23 protein-coding genes, 1 pseudogene and 1 riboswitch are annotated in these 23,569 nt (G+C 47.4%); of the genes and pseudogenes, 16 read left to right on the forward strand and 8 right to left on the reverse strand.

All coding sequences use genetic code 11. The annotated features are described in order from the left end of the window. Positions 1-41: 41 nt before the first annotated feature. Positions 42-146, reverse strand: a pseudogene (locus DIJ65_RS16550) (YdeI/OmpD-associated family protein); the annotation flags it as partial. Positions 147-329: 183 nt separating this feature from the next. On the opposite strand from DIJ65_RS16550, the gene DIJ65_RS08655 reads away from it, so the two are divergent. The 6 genes from DIJ65_RS08655 (at position 330) to DIJ65_RS08680 (ending at position 8,107) form a co-directional block, all read left to right on the forward strand. After that, positions 330-971: a Yip1 family protein gene (locus DIJ65_RS08655; protein WP_117301099.1), complete on the forward strand. Its 642-nt coding sequence runs from the start codon at positions 330-332 to the stop codon at positions 969-971. 261 nt (positions 972-1,232) lie between these two features. Next, positions 1,233-3,494 (forward strand): catalase/peroxidase HPI, encoded by a 2,262-nt coding sequence (gene katG / locus DIJ65_RS08660; protein ID WP_117301097.1) that lies wholly within the window; start codon positions 1,233-1,235, stop codon positions 3,492-3,494. Positions 3,495-3,620: 126 nt separating this feature from the next. Beyond that, positions 3,621-4,268 (forward strand): ArsR/SmtB family transcription factor, encoded by a 648-nt coding sequence (locus tag DIJ65_RS08665; RefSeq protein WP_071151807.1) that lies wholly within the window; start codon positions 3,621-3,623, stop codon positions 4,266-4,268. A 48-nt stretch (positions 4,269-4,316) separates the two neighbouring features. Continuing rightward, complete coding sequence (locus DIJ65_RS08670; RefSeq protein ID WP_071151806.1) at positions 4,317-5,561, forward strand: MFS transporter; 1,245 nt, start codon at positions 4,317-4,319, stop codon at positions 5,559-5,561. Positions 5,562-5,865: 304 nt separating this feature from the next. Continuing rightward, a complete protein-coding gene (mqo, locus tag DIJ65_RS08675; RefSeq protein WP_071151805.1) occupies positions 5,866-7,410 on the forward strand; it encodes a malate dehydrogenase (quinone) in 1,545 nt (514 codons plus the stop codon). Positions 7,411-7,768: 358 nt separating this feature from the next. Next, complete coding sequence (locus DIJ65_RS08680) at positions 7,769-8,107, forward strand: hypothetical protein (protein WP_071151804.1); 339 nt, start codon at positions 7,769-7,771, stop codon at positions 8,105-8,107. Between the two features lie 71 nt (positions 8,108-8,178). On the opposite strand, the gene DIJ65_RS08685 is transcribed toward DIJ65_RS08680, so the two are convergent. Continuing rightward, positions 8,179-8,745: an ECF transporter S component gene (locus tag DIJ65_RS08685; protein ID WP_117301095.1), complete on the reverse strand. Its 567-nt coding sequence runs from the start codon at positions 8,743-8,745 to the stop codon at positions 8,179-8,181. Between the two features lie 300 nt (positions 8,746-9,045). On the opposite strand from DIJ65_RS08685, the gene DIJ65_RS08690 reads away from it, so the two are divergent. The 3 genes from DIJ65_RS08690 to DIJ65_RS08700 are packed head-to-tail and all read left to right on the forward strand — an operon-like array spanning position 9,046 to position 12,181. After that, positions 9,046-11,106 carry a GAF domain-containing sensor histidine kinase gene (locus DIJ65_RS08690; protein ID WP_117301093.1) on the forward strand — a complete coding sequence of 687 codons (2,061 nt, stop codon included), beginning with the start codon at positions 9,046-9,048 and terminating at the stop codon, positions 11,104-11,106. A gap of 32 nt (positions 11,107-11,138) precedes the next feature. After that, the gene (locus tag DIJ65_RS08695) at positions 11,139-11,627 is read left to right on the forward strand and encodes an LURP-one-related/scramblase family protein (protein ID WP_117301091.1); all 489 of its coding nucleotides are present in this window, start codon (positions 11,139-11,141) and stop codon (positions 11,625-11,627) included. Then, on the forward strand, positions 11,588-12,181 hold the full coding sequence (locus tag DIJ65_RS08700) for a GNAT family N-acetyltransferase (RefSeq protein WP_230321340.1): 594 nt from the start codon (positions 11,588-11,590) through the stop codon (positions 12,179-12,181). The genes DIJ65_RS08695 and DIJ65_RS08700 overlap by 40 nt, the downstream gene beginning before the upstream one ends. 382 nt (positions 12,182-12,563) lie before the next feature. Here the strand turns inward: DIJ65_RS08700 and DIJ65_RS08705 are convergent, their stop codons facing one another. Further along, entirely contained in the window at positions 12,564-13,091 is a 528-nt protein-coding gene (locus DIJ65_RS08705) for a DUF421 domain-containing protein (protein WP_117301089.1), read from the reverse strand. Positions 13,092-14,061: 970 nt separating this feature from the next. On the opposite strand from DIJ65_RS08705, the gene DIJ65_RS08710 reads away from it, so the two are divergent. Then, positions 14,062-14,802, forward strand: coding sequence for a hypothetical protein (locus DIJ65_RS08710; RefSeq protein ID WP_117301087.1), 741 nt, complete (start codon positions 14,062-14,064; stop codon positions 14,800-14,802). A 286-nt stretch (positions 14,803-15,088) separates the two neighbouring features. Here DIJ65_RS08710 and DIJ65_RS08715 read toward each other — a convergent pair whose 3' ends face one another. Further along, positions 15,089-15,490, reverse strand: coding sequence for an EAL domain-containing protein (locus DIJ65_RS08715; protein WP_230321338.1), 402 nt, complete (start codon positions 15,488-15,490; stop codon positions 15,089-15,091). After that, on the reverse strand, positions 15,457-15,648 hold the full coding sequence (locus DIJ65_RS16555) for an EAL domain-containing protein (protein WP_230321336.1): 192 nt from the start codon (positions 15,646-15,648) through the stop codon (positions 15,457-15,459). Before DIJ65_RS16555 ends, DIJ65_RS08715 begins: the two co-directional genes overlap by 34 nt. A 61-nt stretch (positions 15,649-15,709) precedes the next feature. After that, a riboswitch (TPP riboswitch) is annotated at positions 15,710-15,812 on the forward strand. Between the two features lie 86 nt (positions 15,813-15,898). Here DIJ65_RS16555 and tenA point away from each other — a divergent pair. The 6 genes from tenA to ggt all read left to right on the forward strand — a co-directional run bounded on the left by tenA (position 15,899) and on the right by ggt (position 21,261). After that, positions 15,899-16,582: a thiaminase II gene (gene tenA / locus DIJ65_RS08720; protein ID WP_117301085.1), complete on the forward strand. Its 684-nt coding sequence runs from the start codon at positions 15,899-15,901 to the stop codon at positions 16,580-16,582. 1 nt (position 16,583) lies between these two features. Then, positions 16,584-17,396: a hydroxyethylthiazole kinase gene (thiM, locus tag DIJ65_RS08725; RefSeq protein ID WP_117301083.1), complete on the forward strand. Its 813-nt coding sequence runs from the start codon at positions 16,584-16,586 to the stop codon at positions 17,394-17,396. Next, positions 17,372-18,205, forward strand: coding sequence for a bifunctional hydroxymethylpyrimidine kinase/phosphomethylpyrimidine kinase (gene thiD, locus DIJ65_RS08730; protein WP_117301081.1), 834 nt, complete (start codon positions 17,372-17,374; stop codon positions 18,203-18,205). The genes thiM and thiD overlap by 25 nt, the downstream gene beginning before the upstream one ends. Then, positions 18,195-18,839: a thiamine phosphate synthase gene (thiE, locus tag DIJ65_RS08735; RefSeq protein WP_260678694.1), complete on the forward strand. Its 645-nt coding sequence runs from the start codon at positions 18,195-18,197 to the stop codon at positions 18,837-18,839. The genes thiD and thiE overlap by 11 nt, the downstream gene beginning before the upstream one ends. Beyond that, positions 18,836-19,324 carry an energy coupling factor transporter S component ThiW gene (thiW, locus tag DIJ65_RS08740; RefSeq protein WP_071151826.1) on the forward strand — a complete coding sequence of 163 codons (489 nt, stop codon included), beginning with the start codon at positions 18,836-18,838 and terminating at the stop codon, positions 19,322-19,324. Before thiE ends, thiW begins: the two co-directional genes overlap by 4 nt. Positions 19,325-19,542: 218 nt before the next feature. Beyond that, on the forward strand, positions 19,543-21,261 hold the full coding sequence (gene ggt / locus DIJ65_RS08745) for a gamma-glutamyltransferase (RefSeq protein ID WP_117301077.1): 1,719 nt from the start codon (positions 19,543-19,545) through the stop codon (positions 21,259-21,261). 124 nt (positions 21,262-21,385) lie between these two features. On the opposite strand, the gene pgeF is transcribed toward ggt, so the two are convergent. From pgeF to DIJ65_RS08760, 3 genes are all read right to left on the reverse strand, one after another. Then, on the reverse strand, positions 21,386-22,147 hold the full coding sequence (gene pgeF, locus DIJ65_RS08750) for a peptidoglycan editing factor PgeF (RefSeq protein ID WP_117301136.1): 762 nt from the start codon (positions 22,145-22,147) through the stop codon (positions 21,386-21,388). Positions 22,148-22,252: 105 nt separating this feature from the next. Continuing rightward, a complete protein-coding gene (locus DIJ65_RS08755) occupies positions 22,253-22,555 on the reverse strand; it encodes a KGG domain-containing protein (RefSeq protein WP_117301075.1) in 303 nt (100 codons plus the stop codon). 172 nt (positions 22,556-22,727) lie between these two features. After that, positions 22,728-23,435: a Na-translocating system protein MpsC family protein gene (locus DIJ65_RS08760; RefSeq protein WP_117301073.1), complete on the reverse strand. Its 708-nt coding sequence runs from the start codon at positions 23,433-23,435 to the stop codon at positions 22,728-22,730. Positions 23,436-23,569: the final 134 nt, after the last annotated feature.

Raw genomic sequence — 23,569 nt, forward strand, 5'->3', positions numbered from 1 at the left:
GGAATCGCAAACTTGCGCATTCCGGCTTTTTTCATGCTTTTTTAAATTGAACCACTCACCCGCCCATCATCATCCCACTTGCCGTACATCTTATTCTCATGCGTGTTGCTGATGAACTTATCCAGGCTTTTAGTGAAAATTTCCGGATTGTAATCCTTTCATAAATCTTTTCAATTGTGAATCGGCGGCTGTTAACCGAGAGAGAATATACTTTAATTTATTTGATAATTCTGATAACTTACAAGAGAGAAAGGGAATGAGAAATATTAGAATAAATGGAAGATGCCGCTGACGGATAACGCGATACCGAAAGAAAGGAGGAAGAAACCATGGTAAGAGAAGAACGATTACGCAAAGAGCGTGAGGTGAATCCGTTTACGGATATTTGGCTGCGCACGCGTGAAACCGTCCGCTTCGTCATTGAGCGCAAATCCACCAAATACATCATTTTGCTTATTGTCTTGACGGGCTTTGCATCCGGCCTTGTCGGTCTCATGAACACCCGAAGCGCCGACAGGGAACCGTGGGCAGCTGTTCTGCAGGCACTGATTACGGGCCCGATCGGCAGTGCTTTCGGTTATTTCATTGGCGCAGCCATATTGGTGCTGGTCGGTCGGCTTTTCAAGGGCACGGCGACCTATCCTGAAATGTTCAAGGCGCTTGTCACTGCACAGATTCCGCAAATTTGGCTCCTGCCGCTGCTTATCATCTGGGCGTTTGCCTCACCGGCCACTTTTTTTGCAGACCGCATGGATGTGGCGGGTAATCCGATTGTAGTCATCATGTCTCTTGTGATGGCGGTCGTTTCCATTTGGACATTCGTCATCGTCTGCAAAGCGGTGGGCGAAGCGCACGGAGTCTCGTCCTGGAAAGGATTTTTCATCGTTCTTATACCCGGCGTCATTATCACGATCTTTGTTGTTATTATCATCTTTGTCCTGTTCGCCTCGTTCTTTGGCCAGTTCAATTAGGAAGCCAGCCTGTGTGCCGAACCTCTGAAGGAGCGTGTTCCCGCAGTTGGCTGCTGGAATGCGCTCCTTTACAATCCCGTTCTGTATTCGGGCGCCAATTAAAAAGATTTGTCTTCAATCCCAACCTTATTACTGTTCAGTGCATCTCTAGTTTAGTATAATTCTAATGTAAGAATTATTATATGCCATCAGCTATGAATGGCAACAATAGTTTCAGATAATAGTTTACTATTTTCATTATCAAATAGGAGGTTTTAAAGAATGGGAAACAATGAACATGAGAACAACGATCAAAAACGTCATACAGCTGCATCAGATGCGCAATGTCCGGTAACGGGCGGAGGCGGTCAGACAAGCAGCCAAACAGGCGGGCATACAGATAGCGCGATCACAACATCAAACAAACCGGGGAAAACACAAAATAAAGACTGGTGGCCGAATATGCTGAATGTGGGCATTCTGCATCAGCATGACAAAAAATCGAATCCTCTTGGTGAAGAGTTTGATTATAAAGCAGAATTCGAGAAGCTGGATTATGAGGCTTTGAAACAGGATCTGCGCGACTTGATGACGAACAGCCAGGAATGGTGGCCGGCGGATTACGGGCATTACGGCGGATTGTTCATCCGTATGTCATGGCATGCCGCAGGTACGTACCGCACGACGGACGGCCGCGGAGGCGGGGCTACCGGCAACCAGCGTTTCGCTCCATTGAACAGCTGGCCGGATAACGTCAACTTGGATAAGGCCCGCCGTTTGCTGTGGCCAATCAAGAAGAAATACGGCAACAAAATTTCGTGGGCTGATTTGCTCGTCCTGACAGGCAACGTGGCACTTGAATCAATGGGCTTCAAAACCTTCGGATTCGGCGCAGGCCGTGAAGACATTTGGGCACCGGAAGAAGATGTCTACTGGGGCAACGAAAAAGAGTGGTTGTCGGATAACCGTTATTCAGGGGACCGCGAATTGGAAAACCCGCTTGCTGCCGTGGAAATGGGCTTGATCTATGTGAATCCGGAAGGACCAAACGGTAAACCGGATCCGCTTGCAAGTGCATTTGATATCCGTGAGACATTCTCCCGCATGGGGATGAATGATGAAGAAACCGTTGCGTTGATCGCAGGCGGCCACACATTCGGTAAAGCTCACGGCGCTGGAGATCCTTCCAACGTAGGGGACGATCCGGAAGCAGCCGTTGTGGAAAACCAGGGACTTGGCTGGAAGAGCTCGCACGGTTCAGGAAAAGGCCGCGATACGATTTCAAGTGGTATTGAAGGTGCATGGACTGCCAACCCGACACAATGGGATAACGGCTTCTTCGAGCAATTGCTTGGCTACGAGTGGGAATTGACGAAATCTCCTGCCGGCGCATACCAATGGACGGCAAAAGATTTGTCGGAAGAGCAGATGGCACCTGATGCAGAAGATTCTTCCATTAAAGTGAAAACGATGATGACAACTGCAGACATGGCGCTTCGCACAGATCCGGCGTACGAAAAAATTTCACGCCGTTATTACGAAGATATGGAAGAGTTCCAGGATGCGTTTGCGCGTGCATGGTTCAAACTTCTTCACCGTGACATGGGACCAATCGAGCGTTATTGGGGACCAGAAGTTCCGGAAGAAGAATTGATCTGGCAAGATCCGGTACCAGCAGCACCAGGTACTTTGAAAGACAAAGAATTGGATGAGCTGAAAGTGAAAATCCTTGAAAGCGGATTAAACCCGCAGCAATTAGTGAAAACAGCCTGGGCTGCAGCCAGCACATACCGTGATTCAGACAAGCGCGGCGGTGCAAACGGTGCGCGCATCCGATTCGCTCCACAACGCGGATGGGAAGCAAACGAACCGGAAGAATTGGAAAAAGTGCTTTATTTCTATGAGCATCTGAAAGCCGATTCGGGCGATAAAATCAGCATCGCTGACTTGATCGTTCTTGGCGGGAATGCAGCAATCGAACAAGCAGTCAAAGCCGCTGGTTTGGATCTTGAAGTTCCATTCACTCAAGGCCGCGGAGATGCACTCGAAGAACAAACGGATGCAGCCAGCTTTGAAGTGTTGGAGCCTCTTTCAGACGGCTTCAGAAACTTCCAGAAAAAAGAATATGCAACAAGCCCGGAAGAAATGCTGCTTGATAAAGCGTCATTGCTTGGCCTGACAGCACCTGAAATGACAGCGCTGGTCGGCGGTATGCGCGCACTTGGCGCAAACTATGCAGGCGCGACAGAAGGCGTCTTCACCGACACAGTCGGCGTGATGACAAATGACTTCTTCGTTAACTTGTTGGATATGAACATCGAATGGACACCGGTTGAGTTCAACAAATACGAGGGCAAAAACCGTACGACTGGCGAAACAGTCCGCACGGCAACACGCTTTGACCTTGTATTCGGCTCTAACTCCATTCTTCGTGCAATCGCTGAAGTATATGCACAGGACGACAGCAAAGAAAAATTCGCTCGCGACTTCATCAAAGCATGGAACAAAGTGATGAACGCCGACCGTTTTGATTTGAAAAAATAAATAAGAGATCCTGACCAGGATCCATTTGCCGCAAGCACTCTCAGTGCTTGCGGTTTTTTTTGTGTGCATTTCAATAGGATTATGGTAGTATTCAACTATATAGTTGAATAGAAGGGGTGTGTGGAAATGGACTCACGGGAATTCAAAGACTTTGTTTACGGAGAGTTTGCCCGCATCGGCAAAACTTTATCCAGTCCGAAACGGATTGAATTGTTGGATCTGCTGACGCAGGGGCCGAAATCGGTGGAGTTGCTTGCGTTGGAAACAAAGATGGGGACAGCGAACACTTCAAAACACCTGCAGGCATTGCTGGATGCGGAATTGGTGTCATTCTCCAAAGAGAAGAATTATGTGATTTATGAACTGGCCGGTGACGAAGTGATGCAGCTGGTGCTGGCGTTGCGCAGGACTGCAGAAGAACGGATTGCCGATATTAATATTGTCAGGAATGATTTCATCTTAAAAAATAATGATTTTGACAGTATCCGGCTGAAGGATCTGGCAGAAAAGATAAAAGAGGGCTCCCTCACGTTACTTGATGTGCGGCCCATTGATGAGTATGCGGCCGATCATCTTCCGAGCGCTGTATCCATGCCGCTTTCAGAAATCGAAACACGGTTGGATTCATTGCCGAAGGACAAAGAAGTCGTGGCCTATTGCCGTGGCCCGTATTGTGTCTATGCCACGGAAGCGGTGGAACTTTTGCGCGCCAGAGGCTACAGGGCTTCGCTGCTGGAAGCTGGTGTAAATGAATGGAAACAGATGGAGGGATAACGGCGGGTACCGGTTTTATTCCCATAAATTTTAAACGGAGGTGAAAGGATGAAGCAGACCGAGATAGGCATCAGGGAAAACCGGCTTCAATTCATTTTGCTGGTCGTGACCAACTTGTTTGTCGGGGCGATGGTCGGGATAGAGCGGACGGTTCTGCCGATCCTGGGGGAAGAGCAATTCGGATTGGCTTCCACAAGTGCGGCGCTGTCCTTCATCATCAGTTTTGGTTTTTCCAAAGCGATCGTGAATTATTTCGCCGGGCAGGTGGCTGATAAATTTGGCCGGAAGCGGGTCCTGTTGAGCGGTTGGATCATCGGTTTGTTTGTGCCCATATTGATCATTTTCGCCCACGAATGGTGGGTGATCGTTGTGGCCAACATTCTGCTCGGGATCAACCAGGGCTTGACGTGGTCCATGACCGTCAACATGAAAATCGATCTGTCCCGCGCCAACCAGCGGGGCACGGCCGTCGGCTTGAATGAATTTGCCGGGTATTCCGGGGTGGCGATACTCGCTGCGGTTTCCGGCTATGTGGCGACCTCTTATTCACTTCGGCCCGAACCGTTTTATATCGGCATCGGCATTGTCATTGTCGGCATCGTTTTGACGCTGCTGGTAAAAGATACGGATCAGCATTTGAAGGTCCAGATCAGTAACGTCGCCGATGCCGCCAAGCCCAAAGAAACAATCTCGGCAAAAGAAATCTTCAAACTGACGACGTGGAAAGACAAGAACCTTTCCGCCATCAGTATCGCGGGATTGTCCACCAACCTGAAAGACGGCATGGCGTGGGGACTATTTCCGATTTACTTCATGACGGTCGGCTTGAGTGTCGGCCAGACAGGAATCGTTGTGGCGCTGTATCCGGCAGCATGGGGCTTTTTTCAGCTGTTCACGGGTGTGCTCAGTGACAAAATCGGCAGGAAAAAGCTGATTGTTTACGGAATGTGGACCCAGGCTGCGGCATTGTGGTTTATTTTGATGGTCGACAGTTTTTCCATGTGGATTACAGGGGCGATTATTTTGGGCCTTGGCACCGCGATGGTTTACCCGACATTGCAGGCGGCAATCGGCGATGTGGTGTCGCCGACCTGGCGCGCGTCTTCCATGGGTGTCTACCGTTTCTGGCGGGACAGCGGCTATGCGTTCGGCGCCCTGTTTGCAGGAATAATCGCGGACTTGATCAGCGTTACATGGGCGATAGGGTTGGTGGCGTTGCTGCCGTTTATCGCCGGCCTGATTGCCCGTCTGCGTCTGGATGAGACCCTGAAAATTAAAGCCGAAACCAAATGATTTTCCCCGACTGCTTTTTCGTAAGCAGGTTTTCGGCATGATCTTTATCAGAAACGGAGTAATTAATTGACCCGGTGAACCAGCATAACTCTTAAACCCTATAAAATAGGCAGGTTTTCTTTATTGCAGCATGGAAATGGTATATAATTATCATTTAGAAGTAGAACTATTTACTTTACAGCAAGTGCCAATAGATTTTACGAAAAACTGAGGCAAAGAGATGAGTTCCGGAAGTCCTGCTTAATTTTGAACGGGCAGGACGGACGGCATTTTTTTGCAAATATATGGGATAAGGACGGGTATAATGAGCAGCGTACCAAAGAAAACAGACGTTATCTTAATCGGCGCCGGCGTGATGAGCGCGACATTGGGTTCCATGTTGAAAGAAGTGGCACCGGACTGGGAAATCAAAGTATTTGAGAAACTCGAAAAAGCGGGATCGGAAAGCTCCAACGAGTGGAATAATGCAGGGACGGGACACGCGGCATTATGTGAGTTGAACTACACGCCGGAGAAAGCGGACGGTTCGGTTGAAATTGACAAAGCGATCAAGATCAACGAACAATTCCACCTGTCACGACAATTCTGGTCGTTCCTGGTGAATAAAAAACGCATCAGCAATCCACAGGATTTCATCATGCCGATTCCTCACTTGAGCATGGTGCAGGGCGAAGACAATGTAAAGTTTCTGAAAAACCGTTTTGAAGCATTGACGCAAGTGCCGTTGTTCCAGGGAATGGAATATACGGATTCTGCTGAAAAGCTGAAGGAATGGATGCCCTTGATGATGGAAGGCCGCACCTCGACTGAACCGATGGCGGCAACGAAAATCGACTCAGGAACGGACGTCAATTTCGGCGCATTGACGGAAATGCTTTTTGAGCATCTTCAACAGGAAAAGGTCGAAGTGAACTACGAGCATACCGTCAAAAACATCAAACGTTTGGACGACGGCTCGTGGGAAGTCAAAGTCCACGATATGAAAAACGATAAAATCGAGTACCATACCGCAAAATTCCTCTTTATCGGCGGCGGCGGCGGAAGCTTGCCGTTACTGCAAAAAACAGGGATTCCGGAATCCAAACAAATCGGTGGATTCCCGGTAAGCGGCATGTTCCTGGTCTGCAACAAGCCCGAGCTTGTCAACCAGCACCACGGCAAAGTCTACGGCAAAGCGAAAGTCGGCGCACCGCCGATGTCCGTGCCGCATTTGGACACGCGCTATATCGACAATAAAAAATCGTTGCTGTTCGGACCGTTCGCAGGCTTCTCGCCGAAGTTCCTGAAAACCGGTTCGAATATGGACCTGATCGGCTCCGTGAAACCGAACAACGTGTTCACGATGCTCGCAGCGGGCGCAAAAGAAATGGGCTTGACGAAGTACCTTATCCAGCAGGTCATGCTGTCCGATGAAAAGCGTGTGGAAGAATTGCGTGATTTTATTCCGACAGCAAAATTGGAGGACTGGGATGTCGTCGTAGCCGGCCAGCGCGTCCAGGTCATCAAAGACACAGAGGCAAAAGGCAAAGGTACACTGCAATTCGGTACCGAAATTGTCACAGCGGAAGACGGTTCGATTGCCGCGCTTCTTGGCGCATCGCCGGGTGCTTCCACAGCAGTGCATGCCATGCTCGAGATTTTCAACAAATGCTTCCCGGAACACAAAGAAGCGTGGGAACCGAAAATCCGAGAAATGGTACCGTCATACGGCGTTTCCCTCGTGGACAACCCTGAATTGTTCAAGGAAATCCACGATATGACCGACAAAGCACTTGGTTTGAACGAAACTGAACTCGCTACGACTGCGACAGTTGGAGCGGAAGCGAAATCAGTAAAAGAAAAAGCGTAAACAGCTAAAGGAGAAAGCCTCGGGTGATGAGGCTTTCTTCTTTTTTGCGTTTTATGTGCGGTGAGGGTGATTTGTGTGCGGTGAGAAGGATTTATGTGCGGTGAGGGTGATTTGTGAGCGGTGAGCGGAATTTATGTGCGGAAAACGAGATTTGTGTGCGCAATACCAATTATGTGTTGAATTTAGTAAACTTACGCAGTCGGAAAAGGGAGCTTTCGCGTTCGCGAAAGCTTTTCATCTTAAAGATCTTAATTCAGCAATAAAGGAATTTACGTAAAATACGTAGAAATAGGATAAATTGGTATATTAAAATTTTTTTAAAACCAGAATGCTTAATAGAAAAGAAGGGCGAGACTGGATGGAATTCAAACTGGGAAGCGGGACGCTTACGCTGCCTTCTCTGCATGTCATCATTATGGCCGCAATTATTATTTATCTATTGATGAAGTGGAGCAAGGAATTAGAGATGCGCCAGTTCACGGTTTACTTTTATTTTTTGATCAGCGCTTATATCATGCCGATTTTCTCCCGCTATTCAGAAAAAGATGGTGAGTTTCAGCTCATGATCCCTATAGGGTTTGTCGTCGTTTTCTTTTATTTATTCCGCAGTGAAAGGTATCATCGCGCTAAAATGAAAGCCGCTGTCTTAGGGCTCGGCATTGCATTTTATCAAATAATTCGTCATTACACTGGATAGTATTAGTTGGAATTTTTTTATACATAAAAAGGAGAAAGCTTCACTATCAGAAGCTTTCTCCTTTATTCATCTTAATTTCTAAAATCTCTCTTAAAGAACGGAACTTTCTTCAGCGCAATCACTACCGGAATGGCGACGATCAGGCCGACTGCGTTCTGGACAAGGTTGCCGGGAATCGAGGCGGCCGGAATGATAAAGCTGCCGAAGATGATGGCTTCACCGATATAATAGACGACCAGCATTACTGGTACCGAGGCGATGGCTGCAAGGATATTGAACGATTTGCTGTTCCCCATGCGGCCGGCGGACCAGGCGATTTGGCCGACGATATATCCTTGCAGGCCGCGGGCAACGATCGTAATCGGCGCCCATAGCGTCCAGCCGGAAACCAGGTCGAACAGGCCCATTCCGACAGCGCCGGCAATGGCTGCTTTTTTCGGTCCGAACAGCATGGCGATGATGAACAGCATCGCTGTGCCGAGGTGGACAAGTCCGCCGTTTGCCGCGATCGGCAATCTGATATTCAATAAGAGGGTGGCGACAAAAACCAGGGCGATGGCCATGGAAGTGAGGACCAGGTTGAATGTGCTTCTGCTGTTAACAGAGCTGGAAGTGCTGGCAGTGCTGGCTTTTTGCATTATGGTTTACCTTCCTTTTTCAATTCAATTTTGGGAGAACGGATAATCGAATAAAACGGGGATTGTCCGCCCTTTGGTACTATTGCATTCCCGCTAACAATAGCAAATCATTGACCCAGTGAAAAGTGCCAATTCGTGTTAATTCTTAGAGGTCAGTTTAAGTGGACCCTTTGGCGCGCGTATCAAAGCGGTCTTTTTGATAGAATGGAGGATATGACAGCCAGTGGAATCAGTAATGAACGTCCATCATAAAAGAGGGATTCGTTTTAACTGACTGCAGAGAGATTGGAGAATGGATGTATGACGAAAGAACAATCGCGATATTCAAGACTTGCACATATAACGCAGATCATCAATGCGAAGCAGGACTTGCGTGAAGTTCTGCAGCAGGTGACGACTGCGATATCCGAGGAAATCGTCCAATGCGATACTGTCGGGATTTATTTGCCACAGGGCGATGGGACTTTCCGCGGCTATGTGGGAAAACCGGAGAGTATGAGTGGACTGACACTGCAGTCGCAAATTATCGATCCGGAAACGGATCCTCTTGCAGCGGAGATAGTGGAAACCCGAAAAACCGTTTACATAGCGGATACTTCAAAAGACAGCCGGGGGGATCGGCGCGCAGTGGAAGTGTTTCAAATCAAGTCCTTATTGGCGTTGCCGATTTCGTATGAAGCAGAATTGTTCGGCATGGTGTTCCTGTCCGATTACGGCCGGCCGATGAACCTGGAACCCTCAGAAATCGAAAGTGTCGAAGCTTATGTGAACATGGCGGCCGTGGCGATTCAAAATGCCCAAGCCGGCGCCCAGAAAGAAAAGTTGCTGACTGAGAAACAATTGTTATTGGACCTGACCTGTGAATTGTCTTCGTGTACAACTATCCGCGAAAGTCTGGACACCTGTTTTGGTTATTTGAAACGGGCGTTTGGCGCTGCCGATTTTGCGGCGCATATCGTGAAACCATCGAATGCGCAGCAGGACAATCCCATGAAATTTCATGCAAATGATGAGACGACGGAAACGGAATGGAAGAGCCATCTCGCAGGAAGCGGTTTGGGGGAAAGTTATTCGACAGGGCTGGTGGAGGCGGTGGCACAGCGCCATCTCATACGTCTGAAAATGGAAGGCCGGCAGGAATTATTGCTGTTTCCATTGGTGGCTATGGGGAAAGTGCAGGGCGTCATTTCAGCAATCTGCAGTGGAGAACCCGCAACAGCGTTTGAAGAGTCGCAGATCCCTTTGGCGCAATCGATTGTCGATGCGATCGCTCCGGTGTTTTCGAATTTATTGTACATGGAACAATTGGAAGTGATGGTTGAAGAGCGGACGAGTGAGCTCTACGCTGCAAACAAGCGGGCCAGCAGTGTCATCGAAAGCATTACGGACGGATTTTTTGCGCTGAACAAAGAATGGGAATATGTCTTTTTGAATAAGCATCAATTTCTTCCACAGAAAAAAAAGGCTAACGAGGTACTGGGCAAGAACATTTGGGATGTGTTTCCGGAAACTGTCGGTACGATTATTTATACAGAATTCCACCGGGCGATGAAAGAGCGGGTCACCGTTCGTTTTGAGGCACAATCTGAGGAAGAAGATTACTGGTATGAAATTACCGCATACCCGTTTGACGACGGCATCTGCTGCATGCTGAAGAATATCAAAGAAAAGAAGAAATACGAAAAAGAGCTGAAAAGGCTGGCCAATCTGGATCTGATCGGACAGATGGCAGCGGGGATCAGCCATGAAATCCGCAATCCGATGACGACGGTGAGGGGCTTTCTTCAATTATTGAAGACGGATGAACAACTGGTGCGGCATGCCGGACATTTCAACCTGATGATTGATGAATTGGATCGGGCCAATGGCATCATCACCGAATTTCTGTCGGTGGGCAATACGAGGACTTCGGATATGAAAATGATGAATTTGAACACGATCATCAATGACATTTCGCCCATCATCAAAATTGATACCTTCAACCAAAATAAACAGATTCGGATTTATACGCAGGAAGTTCCCGATCTTCTGTTGAATCATAATGAAATTCGGCAATTGATCATCAATTTGTACCGCAACGGGCTTGAGGCGATGGAAGAAGGTCATACGCTGACCATCGGCACATACCTGGAAAACGGCAGCCATGTCGTGCTGGCAATCCAGGACGAGGGCGGCGGCATCGATGCTGCAATCATCGAGAAAATCGGCACCCCTTTCTATACCACAAAAGACGAAGGAACCGGCCTGGGTCTGGGCATCTGCTACGCAGTGGCCGCCCGTCACAACGCCAGAATCGAAATTGAAACCGGAGCGAAAGGCACGATCTTTTTTACCAAATTTCCAGTTGAGGGGCCGGAGTGAAAAGGCAGATGCGGAACAGAGGAGGAGCAAAGATGAAGAAGCTTTACATGAAGCAGAAGGTCTTCAGCCTGAGCGGTAAGTTTACAGTGATGGATGAAGAGCAGACAGATGCCTATTATATTGAAGGCAGTTTTCTGCAAATCCCGAAGACATTTACGATCATGGATCCGGCACGCAGGGAAATCGCACTGATTACGAAAAAAACGTTCAGCTTTTTGCCGAAATTCTTCGTGGAAGTGGATGGCCGTGAAGAGCTGACAATCAAGAAGAAGTTTTCCTTTTTCAAAGCTCGCTACACGATTGACTCTGCAGGAGTGGAGGTGCGAGGCAATTGGTGGGACATGAATTTTGAAGTATTGCAGCACGGCAATGTCGTCGGTTCCGTGAGCAAGCAATGGTTTACCTGGGGCGACAGCTACGAAATGCAGATTCTGGACGAAAGCATGGAGCACCTCATCATTGCGCTCGTGGTGGCGATCGATTGTGTGAAGGCGGACGAAGCGGCGGCAGCGGCAACATGATGGAAGGGCGATATATATTCGAATCAGATCGACTCGGTTTCCGGAGATGGAAGGCTTACGATAGGGAAGTGTTTGCCCGGATGAATGCGGACCCGCAGGTGATGGAGTATTTTCCAAGCACGCTGACTCAAACTGAATCGGATGAGCTGATTGGGCGGTTCGAACAGCATGCCGCGGAAAAAGGCTATGGAATTTGGGCGGTGGAGCGCAAGGAAGACAGCGCGTTCATCGGCTACATCGGTCTATTGAAAGTCGACTTTGATGCCGGTTTCCAGGGCGCTGTCGAAATCGGCTGGCGGCTGGACAATAAATTCTGGAAACGGGGTTATGCCACAGAAGGCGCGAAAGCCTGTTTAGATTACGCCTTCGGGGTCTTGGGACTGGTCGAAATCTGTTCATTTACTGCCACAATCAATCACCCCTCGGAAACGGTCATGCAGCGGATCGGCATGAAAAAAGCAGTCGAATTCGACCACCCGAAACTGGAAGAAGATAGTCCGCTGAGAAGGCATGTGCTTTATAAGATTACTGCGGCCGAGTATGCGCCGCAATGAGCGAAATGCATTGACTTATTGCCGCTCAGGGCTTATTGTTAGAGACGCGATGAGCTCATTTGCGTAAGACGCACAAGCATTCCTTTCGGGGAACACGTTGTGGAGCGTGGCTTGGACGCCGCAAATATCGATGCACCCTGCCTTTTGGCGGGGTGTTTTTTTTATTTATGGCTTCTATATATTACAAAACGAAAATTACATTAGAAATCTGCTGATTGTAAAAAGTGAATAAAGAAAGCAGAAGTTGATAAAGGTAATCAAGAAAAAATTTTCTTACTCCTCACATTTTTTACTGTAAGAAACAGGTTGCTGCTTATTCGCAACTTGCTTTGCCATTAAAAAAGCAACTACCTTCTCTCTGCCAGTCCCCTGTTTTCAGTTCTTACTGCTTAAAATCCTTAACATCTACAAGCGTGTCCATGGATCCTGCTTCGCTTTTAGTAATAATGGATATCTTCCCATTCCCCTCTAATACAATCGCTTCCACTTTCTCCATGGAACCAATGCCCTGTTGTCTCAGAGCATTTCTTATTTCACTCTTCAGAACCCGTTCTTTTTCTAGAACTTCTTCACAAAACTCTTCTTCATAGTAAAGGAAAGTTGGAGTTGGATTGATGATTGCGCTAAATTTTCTTGACTTCATTTCCATTACCGCAATGAATAACTGCAGAAGTGTCAGCATACCAAGTGAGAATGCTCCCTCGATAAACGAAATCTTCTCGGTAAGTAGAATTGTTGCAATTGTCGACCCGTAAGCTACTGAAATGATTACATCAAACATATTATACTGTAACAAGTTCCGCTTGCCGGCAAGCCTCATTATAAAAATAAGATATCCGTATATAAGTATCGACATTACAACAATCCGAACAGGGCTTGTCCACCCATCGAACAGCAAAGTATCCAGCAAAGTTCTCCCTCCTCTATGAAAATCATTTTCGAACTTCTAAATCATATACACAGTATAGATATCTGTGCTGTTTCGTACACTTGAGTTCATATCACTTAGTTATCCAATTTAACTATGAACACACTTCACTTCTTTTGTGAAAAAATGTCCTGTCTCCTTGGTTGTCAATCTAGTTTTAGCGCAACTAAGAGAATTTGAAAATATGATCATATACTTTCATTTACCAAAAGCGGTCTGCTTCGAGTATAACAAAAAGACTGAACAAATCCTCAAAAATGTATGTAGCCTTACGGCCGGTATAAATAAAATTGAAGGCAACTGTCTGCTTAGAAAAGATTTGTATCTCCTCCTGCTTTTAATCTGTAAAAGTATGCTTTAGCAAACAGTTTTTAGAGCTGATTATCTACTTGGAACGTTCCTGTTTTTTCTAAACATAATTCTTGATACTCTCGTACATTTCCCAGCACTCATAAATCTTATCGTATTAAATTGACAGGATCGAATTGAAAAAAGAATATTTTGAATTCAGATGGGTAAAGATAAGATAAATCTGCTTTGGAGGAAGTAATTGGTATTTCTTTTGAATGGTGAGTACTCTCGGTAATCTGATGCTAATCGCTTATTAGGATTACTAGTGAAGAAGGCAAAGCAAGGTCCAAAAGTAGAAATAACCGGCATTTTCTACCGTCATCTGGAGCTTTCAAATGAACTGACAGCAGAATACTTTGAAAATCACTCGCTGTATGAACGGGCGAAGCAACGGAGGGGATGTCTCATTGCGCCTATTCCAAAAAAAGAATTGGAGTAGGATGATACCACGGTAGTAAAGTGCATAGGTCTTCTAAAAGAACGAATGCAACTATAGTAATCCCTGATGCAGTAACTTAAATTTCGTGCTGTAATTTAAAGTTTTATAAAATTTAATCAACTCAAAATGACAATGGTAAGTAATAAGAAAAGGAGTGATTTTATGTCTGGCGTCAACTGGTTGAGTTTGTTATTCATAATCGGATTTATTGTGGTACATTTCAGTGCTAAATATTGGAAACTCTCTACAGAAAATCCCAGAAGCCCTTGGTTATCAGCTTTTGGTGGTGCGACCATTGCTTATGTCTTCCTGTACCTCATGCCTGAACTGCATAAGTATCTTGAAGTGATAAAGAATGCGGTGGGTGACAGCTGGTTAAGTTTCTTCGGCGAATATACGTATTTACTGGCATTAGTCGGATTGCTTGCTTACTTCGGTTTGGATTCCTGGGCAAAGGAAAAGAAAAAGTCGGAAGGCAAAGGGTCAGGGTCACGTTCGACTTCTGTGTTTCTTGTCCACATTTCTTCTTTCTTTTTATACAATCTGATTATTGGCTACTTGTTAATTAGGGAGGATTTCTCCAGCCAGTGGAGCATGGCTCTTTACTTTTTGGCATTGGCAGCCCATTTTGCTGCAACCGACCATACATTGAAAGAAATCCATAAAAAAGATTATGACAAATATGGCAGATGGTTTTTAGTGGCTGCTATATTTACCGGCTGGCTGATTGGTGTTATCTTCAAAGTTCATGAAGTGATTGTTGGCATCGCTGTCTCTGTTTTGGCAGGGGGGATTCTCTTGAATGTCTTCAAAGATGAATTGAAGGAAGGCAACTTGAAAACCTATCTGGCATTTCTAGGCGGCGCAGTTGTAATTGCTTTTCTTTATATGTTGGTAAATTGAAAAGTGTCTTACTAATTTTTGCAAATATAAACCAGGGTTATGAATTACCATCGTTGCGTCTTTCTCCGTCCGGATGTCCAGCTTCTTCGGTGAGCAGTTTGTAATTATTTTTCTTTTCCATTTTTTGTTGGAAAAAGGAATTTCGTAAATAGTTCTTTTTTGTTTTTTGTGTAACCTCCAAACATGCAGGAGGGATAAAAAGAATAATTAAAAGGCGGACAAAGTTTTACACTTTGTCCGCCTTTATTGAATTTCTATTTTGTGAAATCCCTGATGCGAACATCTTTCAGCTCAAAGAGAGTGGATGCGTTTTGAAGCCACGGACATCATTTGTTTTGATTAACTGCTCGAATTCCTCTGCTTTGACCGGCTTTGAAAAAAGATACCCTTGGCCAATCACACAGCCGTTTTCACGCAGGAATCTTAGTTGGCTCTCCGTCTCTATGCTTTCTGCAACTATACTGAGGTTTAAGTTCAAACCCAGCTCTAAGATGGTCTTGATCATCGGTGATTGGTTCACCTGTCCCAATTCATCGACAAACGACTTATCTATTTTAATCGTGTCAATCGGCAATTTCGAAAGAATATGCAAGGAAGAATAACCGGTCCCAAAATTGTCAAGGGAAGTCTTCACGCCCAATTCTTTTATCTGCATTAAAATGTCTGTGCTCTCTCTAATATTCTGCATAATACTTTCTGTAATTTATAATTCCAGGAACTGCGGTTCCATCTTAACAGCGATTCCATGCCGGCTATTTGAGTGGTTTTTAAATTTACTTTGGGCTGATAAACAAGAGCGAGTTGATTTTTATCAACAGCCTTCTTTGAAGGTGGTGTGCGCAGCATTCAAAAGAAAATTTGTGATTTTTCAGACACTGTGATAATCTTTGGGGGTACAACTGAATACATGCACCACTGGGGGAGCCGGTTACCGGCTGAGACGAGCATTGCTCGGACCCTTAGAACCTGATCTGGATCATACCAGCGGAGGGAAGTGGGCGAGCGTATGCCGGATTTCTCCATCTTTTTGCATATTATTGCCGCTTTCCTTTACTGGAAAGCGGCTTTTTATTTTGCCTGAAAGGGGCTGGAGAAGATGAAATTTACACAGGAAGTGCGGTTGGAATGCGATGGATTGTGGCAGGCGAGTTTTGATCATCCGTTTGTGAAAGGGATTGCGGACGGCAGTTTGCCGGTGGAGGTATTCCGCTATTACGTTATGCAGGATGCTTATTATCTGACGAATTTTGCGAAGATGCAGGCGATCGGTGCACTCAAAGCGCCGGATCTTGCCACGACGAAAAGCTTTGCCCATCACTCGGAACAGACGTGCGCAGCGGAGATGGCGCTTCATGAATCATTTATGGGCATGCTCGGGGTGACGGATGAAGATTGGAAGCAATTCGAACCGTCGCCGAGTGCCTATGCCTACGTGTCGCATATGTACCGCGCGATGGAAGGGGATCTGGCGGATGTGCTGGCGACAATTCTGCCTTGCTACTGGCTTTATTATGAAATTGGAGAGAACTTGAAAGATGCCGAGCCGGGACATCCGATTTATGACCGGTGGATTGAGACTTACGGTTCGGAATGGTTTGGCGAATTGGTGCAGGAGCAGATCGGGCGGATGGACCGGTTGGCGGAAGGGCTGTCGGCGGAGCGGCGGCAGGAATTGAAGGACCGTTTCCGCCGCAGCAGTTATTACGAATGGAATTTCTGGCAGCAGGCCTGGACGATGGAAACGTGGGAATTGCCGGCGCAAGTAAAGGCAGGTGTCTGATGTGATCAATAAAATCAGAAACGAAAATCCAATCATCCATTGCATCACCAATCACGTCGTATCGAATTTTCAGGCGAACGGCCTCTTGGCAATCGGGGCTTCACCAATCATGGGCGAGGCGAAAGAGGAAGTGGAAGAACTGGCCGCTATTTCGCGCGCCCTGTCATTGAATATTGGAACCTTGAATAAAGACACGCTCGACAGCATGATGCTCGCCGGGAAAAGCGCGAATAAACAAAGGATCCCGGTGATTCTGGATCCGGTGGGAGCAGGAGCGACCGCTTTTCGGAAAGAAGCCATCCAGAGAATTTTAACGGAAATCGATATCAGTGTGCTGCGCTGCAACGCCGGTGAACTGGCTGCAATCGGCGGTGTGGAATGGGCGTCCAAAGGAGTCGATGCCGGTGAAGGCAATATCGACCTGGAGACACTGGCAACCCGGGTGGCAAAAGAATACAACCTGGTGGTGGCCGTGACAGGCGAGACCGATATCGTGGCCGACGGCTCGCGGGTGGAGAAGATTACAGGCGGCGACCGGATGATGGGCTCGGTAACCGGCATGGGCTGCCTGCTCAGTGCTGTGACTGCCGCTTTTACAGCAGTAAGTCCTGCCGATCCAACAGCTGCGGCAATTGAAGCTCTAAAATTTTACGGTGCGGCCGGTGAAAAGGCTGCTGCAAGTTCGAATGGACCTGGCAGTTTCCGTGAGAAGTTTTTGGATATGCTATACGGCCGGAAGATTGAAGAAAACAGCTTCGGTTTTGAAAAAGAGGAAGGAGTGGATGTACTGTGGCAGCGATCAAGCAGGTATTGACGATTGCAGGTTCGGATTCCGGCGGCGGAGCGGGCATACAGGCGGATATCAAAACTTTCCAGGAGCTCGGCGTTTTCGGGACATCGGCCATCACAGCAATAACCGCGCAGAATACATGCGGCGTGCACGGGGTCTATCCCATGCCTGCCGGCGCGGTGAGAGCACAGATCGATGCAATCGGAGCGGATTTTAAAATTGCCGCTGTGAAAACGGGGATGCTCTTCGACGCTGACATCATCGCTGAAACGGCAGCGGGAATCGAACGGCACGGCTGGCGTAATCTCGTCGTGGATCCGGTGATGATCGCAAAAGGCGGCGCAACGTTGCTGCAGGAAGATGCACTCGAGGCAATGCGGGCATTGTTATTGCCGTTGGCGGCAGTCATCACGCCGAATATACCGGAAGCGGAAATGCTGAGCGGCATGAAAATCCATGATGCAGCAGACAGGAAAGGAGCGGCGGAACAGATTCTCGCTTTTGGTGCGAAAGCCGTCGTCATCAAAGGGGGACATGCAAATGATCCGCACACCGCAGAAGATTATTGTCTCCAGCAGAACGGCGAATCATTCGTGCTGCGCTCTGCGCGCATCCACACGCCACAGACCCACGGCACAGGCTGTACATTTTCCGCCGCTTTAACTGCCGAGTTGGCTAAAGGGCAAACATTCCAGGAAGCGTTGGTGACGGCAAAACGGTTTATCCAGGCGGCCCTTACGCATCAATTGCATATCGGTGCAGGGCACGGCCCGACAAACCACGCCGCTTTCCGCCAATTTGCAGCGGAAGGGGATGTGCAATTTGTTCAATAAACCTTCTGTTTATTTCATCATGGGAACGCAGAATGCTTCAGGAAAAGACCCTTTATCGGTATTGGAAGAAGCGTTAAAAGGAGGCATAAGCCATTTCCAGCTGCGTGAAAAAGGAACGGGAGCTTTGCGGGGGCAAGAGTTGTTGGAGTTCGCCGAAAGCTGCCGGGATTTATGCGCCATTTACAAAGTTCTATTCCTGATCAATGATGACGTCGAACTGGCGTTAGCAGTCGATGCTGACGGTATTCATATCGGCCAGGAAGATATGGATTGCGGGCAGGCGCGGGAGTTGATGGGCAAGGAAAAAATGCTGGGCGTCTCCGTACATTCACTCGAAGAAGCAAAGATTGCCATCGATGCGGGAGCAGATTATCTCGGAATGGGTCCTGTTTACGGCACGCGGTCGAAAGCGGATGCCAAACAGCCGGCAGGTACGATTGGCATAAAAGAGGTCACCAGCCATTTTCCGGATATACCCGTCTACGGCATCGGCGGCATCTCGCCGCAAAATGCCCCAGCTGTCTGGGAGGCGGGAGCTTGTGGTGTTGCAGTCATCTCAGCACTTTCGGATGCTGGAGATATCGGTATGCAAATCGCTCATTTCAAAAATTCATATAAAGGAGTATTGATATGAAAACAAAAAAGCTTGTTGTAATGTCAATGTTTGTGGCACTGGCAGTCGCGGGTTCGGCATTTGTGTCGTTTCCGGCAGGAGTAGCAAGAGCCTATCCAATTCAGCACGCCATTAATGTTATAGCAGCTGTGCTTTTCGGGCCGGTCCCTGCCGTGACGATCGCCTTTGTGACAGGCGTGGTGCGGGTATTGACAGGCACCGGCTCGCTGTTGGCATTTCCGGGAGGGATGATCGGCGCATTGCTTGCTGGCGTACTCTATAAAATGTCCGGCCGCATCGGTTTTGCGGCCGTGGGCGAAATCATCGGCACCGGAATTCTCGCATCACTCATTGCGGTGCCGTATGCCAAACTGTTGATGGGCACCGAAACCGCAGCGCTATTCTTCATGCCGCCGTTTCTTGTATCGAGTATCAGCGGCGCAATTCTGGGTGTGGTACTGGTTTACAGATTGGAGAAAACCAAAGCCAAGGATTTGTTGTATTGATAGAGATGGATAAACTGATTAGCCGGCGGGACCTTCCCAGGTCCCGCCGGTTTTTTATTGTAATGAAAAGGTGAATTTAAAACGGATAGAATCGGGTAAATAGAGGGCAAAGGGATACATTTTAAGGTAAATAAAAGAATTCTCTTATATAGACCGCTTCGGTGCTATAGCTAAACCAATTTGAGAGACCAACCATCACGAAAGAGGTGAAGAGAACGATGGATTTGCAGAAAATCATTCACAATCAAAAAGCGCATAAGCAGGTTTCGCAGGATGAAACGGCCGCCGCAAAATACGGCATGGCGGCGAGTGCCATAAAAGAAGCGACGGAAATCGGGGAGCAGGTACTTGAAGATGGCGGCAATGCGATCGATGCCATTATCGCTATCCAATTTGCGCTGTCCGTAGTCGAAGGGATGAACACGGGTATCGCAGCGGGCGGTTTCCTGATTTATTATGACAATGATAGCAGGAAAACAGTCGTCATCGACGGCCACAGCCAGGCGCCTGCTGAGGTGACGCCGGAACTTTTTGTCAATGAAGAGGGTGAAGCGGTTCCTTTCGATGAACGTTCCACTAGTGCCATGGCGGCTGGCGTGCCGGGTATTATGAAGATGATGGGCGAAGCGCATGGAAGGTATGGAACGATGCCGCTGGAACGGCTGGTGGACCCCGCCATCGAGCTGGCTGAAAATGAATACGAGGTCAATTCGTTGTGGGAAAGAACGATTGAGCAGTTCAAAGACAGGATGGGTGAAGAGACGAAGAAAGTCTTCGTGCCAAACGGCAAGCCATTGAAAGAAGGAGACCGAATTCGTCAGCCTGATTTGGCGAAAACCTTGAAAATCATAAAAGAGCAGGGCTTTGATTCCGTTTATGAAGGCACAATTGCGGATGTCATTCTTGAAACGATTAAAAGCCATGGCGGCCTGATGACAAAAGAAGATATGCAGAATTATAAAGTGGCTGTGCGAGAGCCGCTTTGGAGTACGTACAAAGAACTTGATCTTGCCTTTCCGCCGCCTCCGAATGTCGGAGGGTTCACCATTGCCCAAATGCTGAAAATACTGGAGCCGTTTGAAATCGAAAAATACCCTCCCCATTCCTGGCAAAAATATCATCTTTTAGGGGAAGCTATGCGGCTGACTTTGGCGGACAAAGAAGCGTTTATGGGGGATCCGGAATTTATTGACATCCCGATGAAAGGGCTTTTCCATCCGAGATATATAGAAGCACGCAGAAACCGGATCCGTTTTGATGAACGCTTAAAAAGAGTGAAAGAAGGAAACCCGTGGGGTTATGAAGAGAAAGATTCCACCAATAAGTTGCACGGCGTGCACTCGGAGGAAGGCATGGAAACGACGCATTTTACAGCAGTTGACCGCTGGGGGAATATAGCGGCCTGCACCTCGTCGATTGAACGGATTTTCGGTTCAGGCATTATGGTGCCGGGCTACGGATTTCTATTGAACAATGATTTGACCGATTTTAATCCGGAACCTGGAACGAAAAATGAACCGAATGCGAAAAAATACGCCATCAGTTCCAAAGCGCCGACCATTGTTTTCCATGATGGCAAGCCGTTCTTTACGCTCGGTTCGCCTGGTGCGACAACGATTGTGGCATCCGTTCTTCAGGTGTTTTTGAATGTCGTTGACTACAAAATGGATTTGAAGGAAGCAATCCAGGAACCGAGAATTTACATTACGCCGGATTTGAAAATCCAATGGGAAGATGGCATTAATGACGAAGCGATGGAAAAATTGGCGGAACTCGGTTATGAGCTGGACAGAAGCTTTAAAGAAGTGACGGCCGATACCCGTCTGGGCGATGTGCAGGCTATTTTGATCGATCCGGAAACAGGGTATACGTATGGAGCAGCTGATTCACCCCGTCCGGGAGAAGCGGCGGGACCGGATGAGCCGCCGAAAGAGTGATTTTTAGATTAGAGTATGGAAAGGCCTGTGAACTGTTGGTTCACAGGTCTTTTTAGCATTGGGTTCAAACGTTACGGGCGTTCCCGCAAAACTGGACCAAAAGAAAAGCCTGAGCGTTAAACGCTCAAGCTCTTCTTACGATAAAGCCCATATGCCTTCCGCTCTTCTTGTCCGCACGATAGGAAAACCCCTCGGGATTCATATACGTACAGGTGCGGTCGATGGAAATGTTTCCTGTGGGAATGCCTGCCAATTCGCATTGCTTTTTCACCACAAGCTGGTTATCGATGTGGTATTTGCCAGTATCCGGATTTTGATACATAAACTCATCGGCATAGCCGAGCGCTTTGAATTTCAAATAGACGTCTTCATCAACCTCGAATTTTTCCTGGCTCAGCGCGGCCCCGATCTGCACATTAAAGTCTTCCGGATTGCAGGCTTCCTCATTTTTTAGATGCTCAAACAGTTTCAAAGAGACCTCCTTGACGGTGCCCTGCCATCCGGAATGGATGACGCCGATGAGCCCTTTCTTTTCGTTAGAAAACAGGACCGGCACACAATCTGCCGCAAATGTGCACAGCAGAATATTCGGTTCATAGGTATAGAGGGCGTCGGTGTCATCAACCGCATTTTCGGTTGCGGTGGATCCCCGGCCTTTGTCTTCCGCGCCGACACGATATAAGTGTGCACTGTGGGTCTGATTGGCGCACACGAAATCGGTCAGTCTCATTCTGAGTAAATCCGCCATTTTCCGCCGATTTTCCAGGATAAGCGAAGGCTCATCACACGCATGCAGCGCCATGTTATTGAATTCGAATTCATCCGAGTCCTTCATCGTAATACCGGCAGTCAGCTTCGCCGAATTGACATATAATTTTGTTTTCATATCATCACCTGCTTCTACTATATAAGAGCTGGATTTCAATGTATAGAAAAACATAGGAAAAGGGAGGGCAGTCTGCCCTCCCTTTTCCTGTTGCATAATAAGCACTTACGAATTGTTTCCGCCGCTGTGGCTGTTTTTTCCGCCTTTGCGACCAGCTTCTTCGCGGCTCATTTTGCTGCCTCCGGAATTATTGCCTCCGGAGTTGTTGCCGCCACTATTGCTGTTTTCTCCGCCTTTTTGGCCAATATCTTCATAGAACTCTTTATCGTGGTTCTGAGAAGTGGCCTCTCCACCTTTTTCCCCAATATCTTCGTAGAATTCTTTTCCATGGCTGCTGGATGTGGCTTCTCCTCCAAGACGACCTGCCTCTTCGCGACTCATTTTGTTATCGTTGTTTTTGTCTGCCATTTCTAACTCCTCCTTAAAGTTTATTGGGTATTACATTAAGTGTCTTTCCCGGTTTTCAATCATTCAAACACTTTTCTTCTCTTTGTAATGTGCTTGTAATATTTCCCACCTTCTATCAAGTAATTAAGCTTTACAGCAATAAAAAACCACCTGCAAAGCAGGCGGGAGGAGATTAATTGTGTATTTTCCTGACGGGTTCCAACATGAAGACAACATAGCCGATGTCATTGGAAAAATTCCAGTCCAGGAATATTTCGGTAATAGGGCAGCCTAATACTTTTTCCGGGTGTGCCTCGTAAAGCAGTCTGCGTTCCAGTGGTCTTTTTGCCAGCTTCAGAATTTCAGCATAGCCTTCAGCTATCAATTCCATCTCTATGCCAACCAGGATCTGGTTGCGTTTGACCAGCAACGCTCTGTCGTTCAGCCAATAGCTTTCTATCGATCCCGGTTTTTTCTCAGCTTTTTCACTGGCATTTGCCACTTTCGATTCGAATGCTTCTTTATCGATAGTTTCCGGCCATTCAAAAGCCTCAAGTTGAACATCATCTGTCATGATGCCAATAAGCATGCCGGTTTCCGAATCAAGATTCCAGTCTGCATAAAATTCCTGGACATCCAGATTCGCGATGTTGCGCAGGTTTTCCTTGATTTCACCTTTTAACTCATCAATCAATAAATCTCTGGTTTCCAGCACTCGCTTCGATTCCTTCTTTTTCAGCAGGACCGTTTCCATCGGTGCTAAGAAGCCGCGGAGATGGATGAGGATATACGGTTTTTTTATCGTGACATAAACGGACGTGGGCCCTTTTCCGAAATGGCTCCTCAGCAATGCTGAGATATATCCACTGATTTCGGACTGGATGGTCTTCTCTTTGGACATATATGTTCCCCCTTTTGCTCTGAAGTATCCCTGGCCGAAATGGGAGACGAAATACCTTTGTCGATTTTTCTGGTTGTTTTAAGTATAGGGTGAATAACACAAAAATGCGAGGATGCATCGGTATCGAGATAAAT

This window comes from Planococcus salinarum, from assembly GCF_007004625.1.
GTDB lineage: Bacteria > Bacillota > Bacilli > Bacillales_A > Planococcaceae > Planococcus > Planococcus salinarum.